Genomic DNA, 14,252 nt, shown 5'->3' with positions numbered 1-14,252 from the left:
CTATTACTCTCTGACAGATTTCAGAAAACCAGAAACAAAGTGCTGCTCGGATAGCTGCGACTCCAACTCGATCATACGACTGCGTAAATCTGATGATTTTGGCTCGGTATACGTTTTGCTTGACTCCATTGATTTATGATGCATGGCAGTTTTAATAATTAATGCAGGTACTTCGGCGTCAGCCATGCGCTGGCCGTAGGAATGCCGATGACCGTGTGGCGTCGTGCCACGTAATTTCCCGTATTCAAGGCCGATTCGCGTGACCGCAAGTTTGTGAGACTTACGGAACATTAAATGCGAATAACAACGCCCGGCATTGTTAGTAAAAGCATATGGGTGGTCGGCGCCTGCTTTTGGCTTTACTCGCTGTTTTAGGTGATAGTCGCGCCAGAGCCGGGCAAATGCCTCCCCGGCCTCATGCGGAAAGAAATAGACCTCAAAGCACTTTCGACTTTCATCTGTAATGAGAGAATCTTTCCAACCAAGAAAAAGTGGGTCATTTGATTTAACTAAGCGATTGCGCGGAAGCAGGCAGAATCGTTTTTGTAGGTATGTTGCTCGATTTGATTTTCCGTCCGGGGCCCGCCCGTATTCTGGATGATACACCCGCACGATAATCTGCCCATTTTCCAAAGTAACATCGTCATTCCACAATGAAAGTGCTTCAGACAAACGCAGGCCTCCATAGTGCATAAGCAGCGTTATAAGTACGTTTCGGAGGTCTATAGGACCGCGACCATCTCTTGCCCGCCTACGAAATCCATCGGTGAGCAGTAGATCGAGTTTTTCCTCTGGAAAGTCTTTTGCAGGCGTCAAATTACTTGTCGTCACGCCCCGACTGCGAACCATTCTGGATTGGTTCGTTTGCGACGTAGCGTTCCACAGGTGCGAGAGGAATGCATTGTCCCTCTTGTGGGTATAGGCAGCCCAATTGAGCCGCTGCTCAGGCCGGGTGGCTTGTCGCCAGGGATTTAGCTGAAGCCCGTCATCTTCGTTGATAATTGAGAGCCAGTCCGTAAATCTGGTTATATGTCCAATAATTTTGTTGGCATCTTCAGGCTGTCGTGCACACCACAGAAGACCTGAATTATCGCGATCGCCTTCGATTGTTCCGGTGAAGAGCGAGCTTGAAAACTCCATAAACAAATGCCTTGGTTTATCAAATACGTATCGATTTGCCTCCATATAATCGAGCAGCAATTGAACCGAAAGAGTGCTCGCATCCTGCCAAGAACGGCTTTTATGTCGATTCAAGTAGATGTACTGAGCGAATTGTGCAAGCACTCCAAATTCCGTGAACACTACTGGCAGCACGGTCGGACGTCCGCTGGCATCACCAACGATCGATCGGTATTCGCGATGAGATGAATCAAAGAAAGTTTTCATCATAATTCTCGTAAACGGCTTTTGGATGTTTGGGACTTTTTGGGGCTAATTCTATTAGACGAAAGCCCGCAATCATGCGGAATTGACAGGCAATTTTTACTTTTATGTCGCCAGAAGCAGCGTAATTCAGCTTTTTTTGGGGTTAAGATAGGGATAACTAACCACAAGGCATCTGAGCCATGTGAAAGTCAAAATGTGGGAGGGGGCTTGCCCCCGATAGCGGTGTATCAGGCAAAAATCCATTAGCTGATACACCGCCATCGGGGGCAAGCCCCCTCCCACTTTTGATTGCATTGCCAATTCAAAAATCGAACAAGAAAGGACACCCTCCATGCGCGCACTCGCCGCCTTGAGCCGCTTCGTCGGCAATACCTTCGCCTACTGGGTGTTGATCTTTGCCGTCGTCGCATTTCTCCAACCCAGCTGGTTCCTCGGCCTGAAAAGCGCCATCGTCCCACTGCTGGGCCTGGTGATGTTCGGCATGGGCCTGACCTTGAAACTCGAAGACTTCGCCGAGGTCGCCCGCCATCCGTGGCGCGTCGCCCTGGGCGTGGTCGCGCATTTTGTGATCATGCCCGGCGTGGCGTGGTTGTTGTGCCAGGTCTTTCACCTGCCGCCGGAAATTGCCGTTGGCGTGATTCTGGTGGGCTGCTGCCCAAGCGGTACGTCATCCAACGTAATGACCTGGCTGGCCCGTGGCGACCTGGCACTGTCGGTGGCCATCGCCGCCGTCACCACCCTCCTCGCCCCGCTGCTCACCCCGGCGCTGATCTGGCTGCTGGCCTCGGCCTGGCTGCCGGTGTCGTTCATGGAGCTGTTCTGGTCGATCCTGCAAGTGGTGCTGCTGCCAATCGTGCTCGGCGTAGTCGCGCAACGCTTGCTGGGTGATCGGGTTCGTCATGCGGTCGATGTGCTGCCACTGGTCTCGGTGGTCAGCATTGTGATCATCGTGGCTGCCGTGGTCGCCGCCAGTCAGGCGAAGATTGCCGAGTCGGGCCTGTTGATCATGGCCGTGGTGATGCTGCACAACAGCTTCGGCTACCTGCTCGGCTACTTCACCGGGCGCCTGTTCAAGTTGCCATTGGCGCAACGCAAGTCGTTGGCGCTGGAAGTGGGCATGCAGAACTCCGGGCTCGGCGCCGCGTTGGCCAGTGCGCACTTCTCGCCACTGGCGGCGGTGCCCAGTGCGCTGTTCAGCGTCTGGCACAATATTTCCGGGGCGTTGCTCTCGACTTACTTTCGACGCATGAGCGAGAAGGAAGATCGCCGCGCGCTGGAGAATACCCCGCCCACTTGATCGACCGGCCCATGTTCGGCACTCTTGGCACCTCGCGGGGACGACCCCGCGACGCCAATGCGCGTTGACTCCGGGGACGACCCCGCCTGAAGAAGCGAGGTCATCATGTCCTGGATCATTCTGTTTTTCGCCGGGTTGTTTGAAGTCGGCTGGGCCGTCGGCCTGAAGTACACCGACGGCTTCAGCAAGCCCCTGCCCACCGTACTCACTGTCGCCGCCATGGCCATCAGCCTTGGCCTGCTGGGGCTGGCGGTGAAAGAATTGCCGTTGGGCACCGCCTACGCCGTATGGACCGGCGTGGGTGCGGTGGGCACGGTGATCGCCGGGATTATTCTGTTTGGGGAGTCCATGGCGTTATTTCGGTTGGCCAGCGTGGCGTTGATCATTTGCGGGCTGATTGGGCTCAAGATCAGCGCGTAGGCCGCTACCGCCATCGGGGGCAAGCCCCGTCCCACATTTTGAATGCGCTCACAAATCAAAAGTGGGAGGGGCTTGCCCCCGATGAGGCCAGTCCCTCCAGCACAGAACTACCTGACACTCCCCCGCAGAACACCGACCACAGCCTGCAACTGCGCAGGCGTCGCGTCCTCTGTACGAACAGGCTCCCCCGCCACCAGCACCACCCGCGACCAGATCCGATGAAAGAACCCCTTGTTCGGATCGCGACTGAAAAAACTGCCCCACAGCCCCTGCAACGCCAGCGGAATCACCGGCACCGGCGTCTCTTCCAGAATGCGCGTCACGCCACCGCGAAACTCATTCATCTGGCCATCGCCGGTCAACTTGCCTTCCGGGAAGATGCACACCAACTCGCCTTCCCTCAGGTACTCGGCAATCCGCGCGAAGGCCTTTTCGTAGATCTGGATATCTTCGTGACGCCCGGCAATCGGAATCGCCCCGGCGGTGCGGAAGATAAAGTTGAGCACCGGCAAGCGGTAGATTTTGTAGTACATGACAAAACGAATCGGCCGACGCACTGCGCCACCAATCAGCAGCGCATCGACAAACGACACATGGTTGCAAACGAGCAAGGCCGCGCCTTCATCCGGAATCCGTTCCAGGTTGCGGTGCTCGACGCGGTACATGGAATGGCTGAGCAGCCAGATCATGAAGCGCATGGTGAACTCGGGCACGATCTTGAAGATGTAGGTATTGACCGCGATGTTGAGCAGCGACACCACCAGGAACAACTCGGGGATCGACAGCTTGGCCACGCTCAGCAGCAGGATCGACACGATGGCCGACACCACCATGAACAGTGCATTGAGAATGTTGTTGGCCGCGATCACGCGCGCACGCTCGTTTTCGGCGGTGCGCGACTGGATCAACGCATACAGCGGCACAATGTAAAAGCCGCCGAACACGCCCAGGCCGAGGATATCGAACAACACCCACCAGGCCTGCCCGTAGCCGAGCACCGCCAGCCAGTCGTTGGCCTGGATATTCTGGGGGAAGCCGCCGGAGTGCCACCACAGCAGCAGGCCGAACACCGTCAGGCCGAACGAGCCGAACGGCACCAGGCCGATCTCCACTTTACGTCCCGAGAGCTTTTCGCAGAGCATCGAGCCCAGGGCGATCCCCACCGAGAACACGGTGAGGATCAGGGTCACGACGGTTTCATCGCCATACAGCCATTCCTTGGCGTAGGCCGGAATCTGCGTCAGGTAGATCGCGCCGACGAACCAGAACCATGAATTGCCGACGATGGACCGCGACACCGCCGGGGTCTGTCCCAGGCCCATGCGCAACGTGGCCCAGGATTGGGTGAAGATATTCCAATCCAGGCGCAATTGCGGCGTGGAGGCCGCCGCCCGTGGAATGCTGCGGCTGGCCAGGTACCCCAGCACCGCCACGCCGACAATCGCCACGGCCACTACCGGTGCGTAATGGGTGGACGACATCATGATGCCCGCGCCGATGGTGCCGGCAAGAATCGCCAGGAACGTGCCCATTTCCACCAGGCCGTTGCCGCCGACCAACTCATCGTCGTGCAGGGCCTGGGGCATGATCGAATATTTCACCGGGCCGAACAGCGCCGAGTGGGTGCCCATGGCGAACAGTGCCAACAGCATCAATTCCAGGTGATTGAAGAGAAAACCGGTGGCGCCCACGGCCATGATCACGATTTCACCGAGCTTGATCGCGCGGATCAACGCGTCCTTATTGAATTTCTCGCCAAACTGCCCGGCCAGCGCCGAGAACAGGAAGAACGGCAGGATGAACAGCAAGGCACACAGGTTGACCCAGATGGAACGGTCGCCTTCGATGCTGAGCTTGTAGAGAATCGCCAGAATCAGCGACTGCTTGAAGATGTTGTCGTTGAAAGCGCCCAAAAGCTGGGTGATGAAAAACGGCAGGAAACGCCGTGTGCGCAGCAAGGTGAATTGTGAGGGGTGGCTCATCGTCCGTGTTCCTGCGTGGCCTGTTATTAGTCAGGCCACGACTTTACCTAATCCCGCTTACTTATTCGCTAGCCCCGCAATGCATGGCGAAACAAAAAGCTCGCCTTTGTAGGCGCCCTGCACCGTGCGTGTGGCCACGATCAGCCACATAAGCGCAAGAGCCACCACCAGCACACTGCCCAATACGCTGAAGAACCCCAGGTGCAGCACGCTGGCAAGCTTGAGCGTGGCCAGCGCGTAAACCCCAAGCGGAAAGGTAAAGCCCCACCAGCCCAGGTTGAACGGAATACCGCCGCGCAGGTAACGCAGGGTGATCAACACCGCCATCAACATCCACCACAAGCCGAAGCCCCACAGGGTGATGCCGGCCACCAGGCCGAGCCCGTTGGCCATTTCGCCGACTCCCGGCAGGCCATTGGCGGCAAAGATCGCCGGCGCATCGCCGCCCAGCAGCAACATGCCCAGGGCACCGGTGCCGATAGGGCCCAGCGCCAGCCAGCTCGAGGCCGCCATATTGGCGTGGGGCAGTTTATGCAGGGCCATGCGCAGCATCAGGATGGTCAGGATGCTGAAGGCGACCGGCAGCGAGAACGCCCAGAGTACGTAACTGGTCACCAGCATCACCAGTTGCCCATGGGCATCGGCCAGGTACGGCGCCAGCAGGCCACCGCTGGCGGCGGCGACTTCGGCGGCCACCACCGGGAGCAGCCAAACTGCGGTCATCTGGTCGATGCTGTGTTCCTGGCGGGTGAACATCATGAACGGAATCAACACACCGCAGGCCAACGCCATGGCCACGTCCAGCCACCACAGGGCTTCGGCCAGGGGAATCACAGCGCTGCCCCAACGCGGCAGGCCGAACAGCAGCAAACCATTCAGAATGGTGGCCAGACCCATGGGGATGGTGCCGAAAAACATCGAGACCGTGGAATGCCCGAAAATCCGCCGCGCCTCGTGGAAAAACATCAGCCAACGTGCGCCATACAGCACGCTGAACAAGACGAACAGGCCGATGGTGAACATCCACAGGCCTTCGGCGACCGCACGCAAACCGGGCAGATTGACCGGCAGTTGCGCCAGGGCCAGCGCCAGCACGCCGGTCCCCATGGTCGCGGCAAACCAGTTCGGGGTGAACTGGCGAATCACTTCCCGGGGGCGGGTCAGGTGGCTGAAGGGTTTATAGCTGATGCTTGTCGAGCAGGTCATGATGGCAATCCTCTTCCTCGCATGAGGTTGCAGCCATCATAGATGGCGTATCGAATATCTATATAACGGGTAATATCTCTAACAGTTATCTGTTTTACAGATGTTCGGCACTGGCGTGCGCTGCCATGACAGTCCGGCCAAGGCACCCACGGCGAGCAGAATAATCAGCGCGCCGTACGCATCCGTGGTCGCGATCAGACCGAATTCGCGACTCAGGTTACCGGCCAACAGCGCCGGCAGGCAGAACGCCAGGTAACTCAGTACATAGAACGCCGACATCAAGCCCGCTCGCTCGTGAGGCAACGCCAACCCTACGATGCTACGCACACTGCCCATGAACCCGCCGCCGAAACCCAGGCCGGCAACCACACTGGCCGCAAAGAACAGCCACAGGCTGGCACTTTGCACAGCCACCAGCAACAGTGCCACGCCGGTCGCCAGCAGTACCGCCGACAGCCGCATGACCTTGTCCGCAGGGTGCTCGCGCAGGCTGTAGATCATCACCGCACCACTGAGGGTGATCACCGCCACCAGGCCACCGCCGATCAGGTGCGACGTCGACCCCGTCGCGGCCCGCACCAGGGAGGGCGCCAGGGATGAAAAGAACCCTCCCAACGCCCATACCGCCACATTCAGCGGCATGGCCAAGGCCAGGGCACGGCGTGCCTGCTTCGGTACATGCAGAGTCGGCGCCAGGGACTTCAAGGCCCCCGGAATGCGGCTGACGGTTTCCGGCAAGCGCCAGACATACAACGCCTGAAGCACCATCAATCCGAGCAGGGCGAAGTAGATCAGTTGGGTCGGCCACGGTGCGTATTCCACCAACAAACCGCTGCCCAGGCCGCCACTGGCCATTCCCAGCATGGGCGCGAGACTGTTGAGCATCGGCCCGCGCAGGCGGTCGGTGTCAAGCAACGTCGCACCCAGGACTGCCGTCGCCGTCCCGGTGGCGAAACCTTGCAGCGCGCGCGCGGCAATCAAGTAGGCGGTGCTGTCGGCGTTGATAAACAGCAGCATCGCCACGATATTCAGGACCAACGCGACGAAAATCACCGGCTTGCGCCCGACATAATCCGACAGCGAGCCCACCGTCAGCAGCGCCGCCAGCAGGCTCACGGCATACACGGCAAAGATCAGCGTCAGCATCGCTGCGGAGAAATGCAGGTTGTCCTGATACACCTGATACAGGGGCGTCGGCGCGCTGGAGGCGGCGAGAAAGGTCAGTACGGTGATGACCAGGAATGTCAGGCTGGAACGTTGAGAAAGGTTGCTGGGCATAGGCTTGCTGGACATAGGCTTGCTTGACATAGGCACGCTCCGCTAAAGCTAATATTTTGCTTTTGTGAAGTGTGCTACCCGTCGACGCTTAAAGCAAATTCTTTGTGTTAAGGTTTTATCCATGGCGATCAAAGAAGGCCTTCGCCCGGGGGGCCGTAGTGCCCGGGTACAAGAATCGGTGCATTCGGCCGTCCGCGAACTGCTGCAGGCCCATGAACGCGCCACCATCACCGTACCGATGATTGCGACACGCGCGGGCGTCACCCCCTCGACCATATACCGTCGCTGGGGCGACCTCTCCGCCGTGCTGGCTGACGTAGCCCTGGCACGCATGCGCCCGGACACCGAGCCGGCCACTACCGGCAGCCTGCGCGGCGACCTGCTGGCCTGGGCTGAGCAATACCTGGACGAAATGAGTTCGGAGCCCGGGCGCAACATGATGCGCGACGTGCAGTGCAGCCTGACGCCGGGGTATTGCGTGAGTATCTTGAGCGGGCAATTGCAGGTCATTGTCGATCGTTACCCGGAGCAGGCAGTCCCCAGCGTGGACCGCCTGATCAACCTGCTCGCGGCGCCCACGGTGTTTCGTATTCTGTTTTCGACAGAGCCCCTGAGCGTCGAAGAGCTGCATGCCCTGATCGACCTGGCACTGCAAGTCTGAAGGCCTGACACAAAACCAAATGTGGGAGGGGGCTTGCCCCCGATGGCAGTGTGTCAGCCAGCTGATCTGCAACTGACACACCGCTATCGGGGGCAAGCCCCCTCCCACATTTTCAACCGCGTTTAACCAGTATTACGTCCGCATCCCACGCCCGCTCACCAGCAATCGCGTGCATCCGACGTACAAGACGATGGTGGCAACGATCATGAAGGTGATCGCCACGCTGATCTTGATATCCGACACTCCCAGGATGCCGTAGCGGAAGGCGTTGACCATGTGCAGCACCGGGTTGGCCAGGGACACGGTCTGCCAGAACGGCGGCAGCAACGTGATGGAGTAGAACACCCCGCCCAGGTAGGTCAGCGGCGTCAGCACAAACGTCGGGATGATCGAAATATCATCGAAGTTGCGCGCAAATACCGCGTTGATGAAGCCTAGCAGCGAGAAGATCGTGGCCGTCAGTACCACCACCAGAATGGTGACCCCCAGGTGATGCACTTGCAGGTGAGTAAAGAACAACGACAGCAAGGTCACGATCACGCCCACCATCAAGCCGCGCAGCACGCCGCCCAACGTGTAGCCGATCAGGATCGTGTGCGGCGACACCGGTGAAACCATCAGTTCTTCGATGGAGCGCTGGAATTTGCTGCCAAAGAAACTCGACACCACGTTGCCGTAGGAGTTGGTGATCACCGACATCATGATCAGGCCCGGCACGATGTACTCCATGTAAGTGAAGCCACCCATGTCACCGATCTGCCGACCGATCAAGTTACCGAAGATCACAAAGTACAGGACCATGGTGATCGCCGGTGGCAGCAGGGTCTGCGGCCAGATTCGGGTAAAGCGCTTCACCTCGCGGTAGACGATGGTCTGAAGCGCGACGAGGTTGGGTTGCAGTTCGGAACTCATACCGCCACCTTCGCCAGATTTTTCTCCACCAGGGACACGAACAACTCCTCAAGGCGATTGGTTTTGTTACGCAGGCTCGTTACCTCGATGTTCTGAGTCGCCAGTTGGCTGAACAGCGCAGTGATGCCCATGGCTTTGTCCACCTGGACTTCAAGCGTGTGGCTGTCCACCAGACGGCTTGGGTAGCCCAACAGTTGCGGCGGCGCCGACAGATTGTTCTTCAGGTCGAGCAGGAAGGTTTCCACATGCAGCTGGCCCAGCAGGTTACGCATGCTGGTGTTCTCGACAATGGTGCCGTGGTCGATGATGCCGATATTTCGGCACAGCTGTTCAGCTTCCTCGAGATAGTGCGTGGTGAGGATGATGGTGATGCCCTTCTCGTTCAGCTCGGTGAGAAAGGTCCACATCGAACGACGCAACTCGATGTCCACACCCGCGGTGGGTTCGTCGAGGATCAGCAGGCGCGGTTCATGCACCAGTGCGCGGGCGATCATCAGGCGGCGCTTCATGCCACCGGACAACGAGCGCGAAGGCACGTCACGCTTGTCCCACAGGCCCAGTTGGGTCAGGTACTGCTCGGCGCGCTCCTTGGCGACTTTCATAGGGATGCCGTAGTAGCCGGCCTGCGTCACGACGATGTCGAAGGTCTTTTCAAACTGGTTGAAATTGAATTCCTGGGGCACCACGCCGATCGAGCGCTTGAGCGCCGCCGGGGACTTGTCCAGGTCATGGCCAAAGATATTCACCGTGCCGCTGGTCTTGTTGACGAGGGTCGAGAGGATACCGATGGTGGTGGATTTGCCGGCACCGTTGGGGCCGAGCAAGGCGAAGAAGTCACCTTCGGCAACGTCCAGATCGATACCACTCAGGGCCTGGAAACCGTTGCCGTAGGTTTTGGTTAGCTGCCGGATGGACAGAGCGGAACTCATATCTGATTACGCACCAAAGAAAAGAATAGAAACAATAGATGAGGGCACACCGCAGGTAGTTCAACCTGCGATGAGGTGCGAGCATGGTGCGTGCCCGCGCTGCACAAGTACAGTCACCCGTATTAATAGTGTGTATTAAGTCAACGCGGTCATCACCGCTTTGCGGTAGGCCGGACGTTGTTGCAGGCGCTGGTACCAGGCTTCCAGGTTAGGCATTGACGGGCGTTCGATGGGCATTTCGAACCAGGCGTAGATGAAGCAGCCCAGTGGGATATCGCCCATGCCGAACGCCTGGCCGCTAAGGTAGGGTTGCGCAGCCAGGGCTTGTTCAACGGTGTCGAGCGCATCGATGCAGGCTTGGCGCCCGGCGTTGATAACGTCCCAGTTGCGCTTTTCGGCGGGTGTACGCAGGATGCCCCAGAACACTGCCTTGAATGGATCGGCGAGCGTCGAGGTGGTCCAGTCCATCCACTTCTCGGCGCTGGCCCGGATTTGCAGGTCACTGGGGTAAAATTCCGACGCGTGCTTGGCGCACAGGTAGCGCACGATGGTGTTGGATTCCCACAGTACAAAGTCGCCATCTTCAATCATCGGCACCCGGCCATTGGGGTTCAAGGCCCGATATTGCGGGGTGTCGACCACACCAAACGCCCCGCCCGCATCAATTGCCTCATAGTCCAGGCCGAGCTCCTCGGCGCACCACAGTGCTTTCCTGACGTTTGATGAATTTTTACGACCCCAGATTTTCAGCATGACCGCGCCTTATCGTTGTTGAACATGGCTTGATGAACGCCGCAGCATACGCCGGTTCAGGCGCGGCTTGAATCACTCTGCATGGCGCCCGGCATTGAGTCAGCGCAACGCACAGTCTCACCGATTGCACGGCGAAGACTGACCGGTCATATAAATCCCCATGGGTTCCGCGACGTCTCGGGGCGAACTCCACCACCACAGGGCGGTCACTGATGAAGAGGCTGGCGATGAAGCGGTACTCAGCTACATAGCGCACTGATGGCTGTCCCCAGTACAAACTTGTAACACCCTGATCACCCCGCTTGGCCGGACGCCGTCTAAGCTCCCTGGTGGTTTCGCCCTGGTTTCACGGAGGATTGAATATGCTGTTGTTGTGGATACTGGTTCTGGTGGTCGGCATTGCCTACCTGGCACACCGGCGCACTGCGCCCCTGCCTGCCCTGGGTGTGGTCGCCGTCTACCTGTTGGCGATGGGCGCCTGGAGCCATGCCCCGGGTTGGCTGCTGCTGATTTTCTGGGTGCTGATCGCCGTCGTGGCCCTGCCGCTGTTGCTGCCCGACCTGCGCCGCCAATACTTCACCAAGCCGCTGTTCAGTTGGTTCCAGAAAGTCCTGCCGCCGATGTCCGAAACCGAGCGCGATGCGATCGACGCGGGCACCGTGTGGTGGGACGGCGAACTGTTCAGCGGGCGTCCTGACTGGGACAAATTGCTGGCCTACCCCAAGGTGCAATTGACTGAAGAAGAACAGGCGTTCATCGACGGGCCCACCGAAGAGCTCTGCGCCATGGTCAGCGACTGGGAAATCGGCCAGGCCATGGACCTGCCCCCTGCGGCCTGGGAGCACATCAAGACTCATGGTTTCTTCGCCCTGATCATTCCCAAGGAATACGGCGGCAAGGGCTTCTCCGCCTATGCCCACTCCCAGGTCGCGATGAAACTGGCCACCCGCAGCGGTGATCTGGCGTCCACCGTGATGGTGCCCAATTCCCTGGGCCCCGCCGAGTTGCTGTTGCACTACGGCACCGACGAACAACGCAACCACTACCTGCCGCGCCTGGCGCGTGGCGACGATATTCCGTGTTTCGCCCTGACCGGCCCGCTGGCCGGCTCCGATGCGGGCGCCATGCCCGACACCGGCGTCATCTGCAAAGGTGAGTGGGAAGGCAAGGAAACCCTCGGCCTGCGCCTGAACTGGGAAAAGCGCTACATCACCCTCGGCCCGGTCGCGACCTTGCTCGGCCTGGCATTCAAGGCCCATGACCCGGATCATCTGCTGGGCGACGAAGAAGACCTGGGCATCAGCCTTGCGCTGATCCCTACCGACACCCCGGGTGTGGAAATCGGCCGCCGGCACCTGCCCCTGGGCGCCGCGTTCATGAACGGCCCCAATTCGGGCAAGGACGTCTTCATTCCCCTGGAATTCCTCATCGGTGGCCAGGAGATGCTCGGCAAGGGCTGGATGATGCTGATGAACTGCCTGTCCGTGGGTCGTTCAATCTCCCTGCCTGCGGTGGGCACCGGCGCCGCCAAGTTCACCAGCCTGGTGACCGGCCAATACGCGCAGGTCCGTGAACAGTTCAACGTGCCGCTGTCAGCCTTCGAAGGTATCCAGGAAGCCCTGGCACGCATCGGCGGCAATGCCTGGCTGATGGACAGCGCTCGCATGCTCACCGCCAATGCCGTGGACCTGGGCGAAAAACCCTCGGTGCTGTCGGCGATCCTCAAGTACCACCTCACCGAACGCGGCCGCGAGTGCATCAGCCATGCCATGGACGTACATGGCGGCAAGGGCATCATCATGGGCCCGAACAACTACCTGGGCCGCAGCTGGCAAGGCGCGCCGATCTTCATCACCGTGGAAGGCGCGAATATCCTCTCGCGCAACTTGATGATCTTCGGCCAGGGTGCGATTCGTTGCCATCCGTTCGTGCTCAAGGAAATGGCCCTGGCCGGTCGTGAAGACCATGACCAGGCGTTGAAGGAGTTCGATGGCCTGCTGATGCAACATATCGGTTTCGCCGTGAGCAACGCCGCCAGTACATTGGTATTGAACCTGGGCATCGGTCACTTCGAAAAGGCCCCGGGCAACCGTCTGAGCCAGGGTTATTTCCGCGCGCTGAACCGCCAGGCCGCCGCGTTCGCCCTGCTCGCGGACCTGAGCATGATGCTGCTGGGCGGCGAGTTGAAACGCCGCGAACGCCTGTCGGCGCGCCTGGGTGATGTGCTGAGCCACATGTACCTGGCCTCGGCGGCGCTCAAGCGCTACCACGACCTGGATTCGCCGGACCACCTGGAACCGCTGTTCGCCTGGGCCATGGAGGAAAGCCTTGGCCAATCCGAGCGTGCGCTGGATGAACTGCTGAGCAACTTCCCGAATAAAATCCTGGGCTGCCTGTTGCGGGTGATCGTGTTCCCGTTCGGGCGTCGTCATACCGGGCCATCCGATGCATTGGATGCCGAGGTTGCCGCCGTGATCGGCCGCGCCAAGGGCGACCCGACCCTGGAAGAGTTGCTGGCGGGCTGCTATCGCCCACAATCGGCGGAAGATCCGGTGGGCGCGCTGCAACACGCCTATGACCTGCTCGGCGCCAGCCATCCCCTGCAGAAAAAACTGCACACCGCGCTCAAGAGCGGACAGGTCAAACCGACTGCCGGTGAGTCCGCCATCGACGCCGCGCTGCACGCCGGCGTGCTGCAACCGGCCGAAGCGCAAACCCTGCGCGACGCCGAAGCGGCGCGTCGCAAGGTGATCGACGTGGATGATTTCAGCAAGGACGAGCTGATGCAGGCTGAGGGTAAAGTCCGCTGATACCGGCGGTCATATAAAAACGGGCGCGAGAGGCATATACTCTCGCGCCCGTTTTTGCTTTAGAGGACTTATCTCGTGTCCAACGTCGTTGCCGATCATCTCGCCTTGCTCGACCACCTGCGTAGCATCCTGGTTGCCGTCGGCGAAGCCGAACAGGTACCCGAGGAAAGCCATTCGCTGTTTCTGGAACGTTTCGACGAACTGCGCGCCCTGCTGCCCGTCGATCCCATCGAAAGCCAGTACCTGGGCCAGGACCTGATGAGCCAGGTCATCCTGCGCTACCCGCAGATCGCCCACCTGGTGCCGCGCGATCTGCTGTGGTTCTTTGGCGGTGATTGCCTGCATTTCATGCCCGACGAAGAACTGGACCTGTACCAGGCCCTTGAAGAACGTCGCTATGAAGCCGAGCTGAACGACGAACCGTTCGACTGGAACCAGGAAAAGCAACTGCTGGCCATGCCGGATGACCAGAGCAAGCACTGATTATCAGGGGCTTGTGTGGGAGGGGGCTTGCCCCCGATGGCGGCCTCTGGGCCGACCAGGATGGCGGATCAGATCGAGTACATATCCGTTTCTGCGGTAACGGCCACTTAGGGTTCCGCCCTGACGGCGGGTCAC

General features: G+C 59.4%; 12 protein-coding genes. 5 read left to right on the top strand and 7 right to left on the bottom strand.

All coding sequences use genetic code 11. From position 1 onward, the window contains the following. Positions 1-3: 3 nt before the first annotated feature. Positions 4-1,386, bottom strand: coding sequence for a gamma-mobile-trio recombinase GmtY (gene gmtY, locus BFP90_RS27285; RefSeq protein WP_083203218.1), 1,383 nt, complete (start codon positions 1,384-1,386; stop codon positions 4-6). Between the two features lie 331 nt (positions 1,387-1,717). On the opposite strand from gmtY, the gene BFP90_RS10900 reads away from it, so the two are divergent. Both BFP90_RS10900 and sugE read left to right on the top strand, forming a co-directional pair. Continuing rightward, positions 1,718-2,683 carry a bile acid:sodium symporter family protein gene (locus tag BFP90_RS10900; RefSeq protein WP_065893685.1) on the top strand — a complete coding sequence of 322 codons (966 nt, stop codon included), beginning with the start codon at positions 1,718-1,720 and terminating at the stop codon, positions 2,681-2,683. Positions 2,684-2,788: 105 nt separating this feature from the next. After that, complete coding sequence (gene sugE, locus BFP90_RS10895; protein ID WP_065888204.1) at positions 2,789-3,103, top strand: quaternary ammonium compound efflux SMR transporter SugE; 315 nt, start codon at positions 2,789-2,791, stop codon at positions 3,101-3,103. 107 nt (positions 3,104-3,210) lie between these two features. Here sugE and BFP90_RS10890 read toward each other — a convergent pair whose 3' ends face one another. The 3 genes from BFP90_RS10890 to BFP90_RS10880 all read right to left on the bottom strand — a co-directional run bounded on the left by BFP90_RS10890 (position 3,211) and on the right by BFP90_RS10880 (position 7,569). Beyond that, positions 3,211-5,085: an MFS transporter gene (locus BFP90_RS10890; protein WP_065896659.1), complete on the bottom strand. Its 1,875-nt coding sequence runs from the start codon at positions 5,083-5,085 to the stop codon at positions 3,211-3,213. A gap of 57 nt (positions 5,086-5,142) precedes the next feature. After that, complete coding sequence (locus BFP90_RS10885) at positions 5,143-6,291, bottom strand: TDT family transporter (protein WP_065896658.1); 1,149 nt, start codon at positions 6,289-6,291, stop codon at positions 5,143-5,145. Positions 6,292-6,369: 78 nt separating this feature from the next. Continuing rightward, the gene (locus BFP90_RS10880; RefSeq protein WP_065896687.1) at positions 6,370-7,569 is read right to left on the bottom strand and encodes an MFS transporter; all 1,200 of its coding nucleotides are present in this window, start codon (positions 7,567-7,569) and stop codon (positions 6,370-6,372) included. Between the two features lie 121 nt (positions 7,570-7,690). Here BFP90_RS10880 and BFP90_RS10875 point away from each other — a divergent pair, with 121 nt between their 5' ends. After that, positions 7,691-8,230: a TetR/AcrR family transcriptional regulator gene (locus BFP90_RS10875; protein ID WP_065896657.1), complete on the top strand. Its 540-nt coding sequence runs from the start codon at positions 7,691-7,693 to the stop codon at positions 8,228-8,230. 132 nt (positions 8,231-8,362) lie between these two features. On the opposite strand, the gene BFP90_RS10870 is transcribed toward BFP90_RS10875, so the two are convergent. The 3 genes from BFP90_RS10870 to BFP90_RS10860 form a co-directional block, all read right to left on the bottom strand. Next, positions 8,363-9,142 carry an ABC transporter permease gene (locus tag BFP90_RS10870; RefSeq protein WP_065896656.1) on the bottom strand — a complete coding sequence of 260 codons (780 nt, stop codon included), beginning with the start codon at positions 9,140-9,142 and terminating at the stop codon, positions 8,363-8,365. Further along, the gene (locus tag BFP90_RS10865; RefSeq protein WP_065893681.1) at positions 9,139-10,071 is read right to left on the bottom strand and encodes an ABC transporter ATP-binding protein; all 933 of its coding nucleotides are present in this window, start codon (positions 10,069-10,071) and stop codon (positions 9,139-9,141) included. The genes BFP90_RS10870 and BFP90_RS10865 overlap by 4 nt, the downstream gene beginning before the upstream one ends. A gap of 135 nt (positions 10,072-10,206) precedes the next feature. After that, on the bottom strand, positions 10,207-10,824 hold the full coding sequence (locus BFP90_RS10860) for a glutathione S-transferase family protein (protein WP_065896655.1): 618 nt from the start codon (positions 10,822-10,824) through the stop codon (positions 10,207-10,209). A gap of 362 nt (positions 10,825-11,186) precedes the next feature. On the opposite strand from BFP90_RS10860, the gene BFP90_RS10855 reads away from it, so the two are divergent. Then, positions 11,187-13,634 carry an acyl-CoA dehydrogenase gene (locus tag BFP90_RS10855; protein WP_065893679.1) on the top strand — a complete coding sequence of 816 codons (2,448 nt, stop codon included), beginning with the start codon at positions 11,187-11,189 and terminating at the stop codon, positions 13,632-13,634. Positions 13,635-13,709: 75 nt separating this feature from the next. Next, a complete protein-coding gene (locus BFP90_RS10850; protein ID WP_065888196.1) occupies positions 13,710-14,117 on the top strand; it encodes a PA2817 family protein in 408 nt (135 codons plus the stop codon). Positions 14,118-14,252: the final 135 nt, after the last annotated feature.

It is taken from the genome of Pseudomonas sp. 24 E 13, from assembly GCF_900004715.1.
In the GTDB taxonomy this organism is placed as follows: domain Bacteria; phylum Pseudomonadota; class Gammaproteobacteria; order Pseudomonadales; family Pseudomonadaceae; genus Aquipseudomonas; species Aquipseudomonas orientalis_A.
This window is presented reverse-complemented; position numbering and strand designations above follow the sequence as displayed.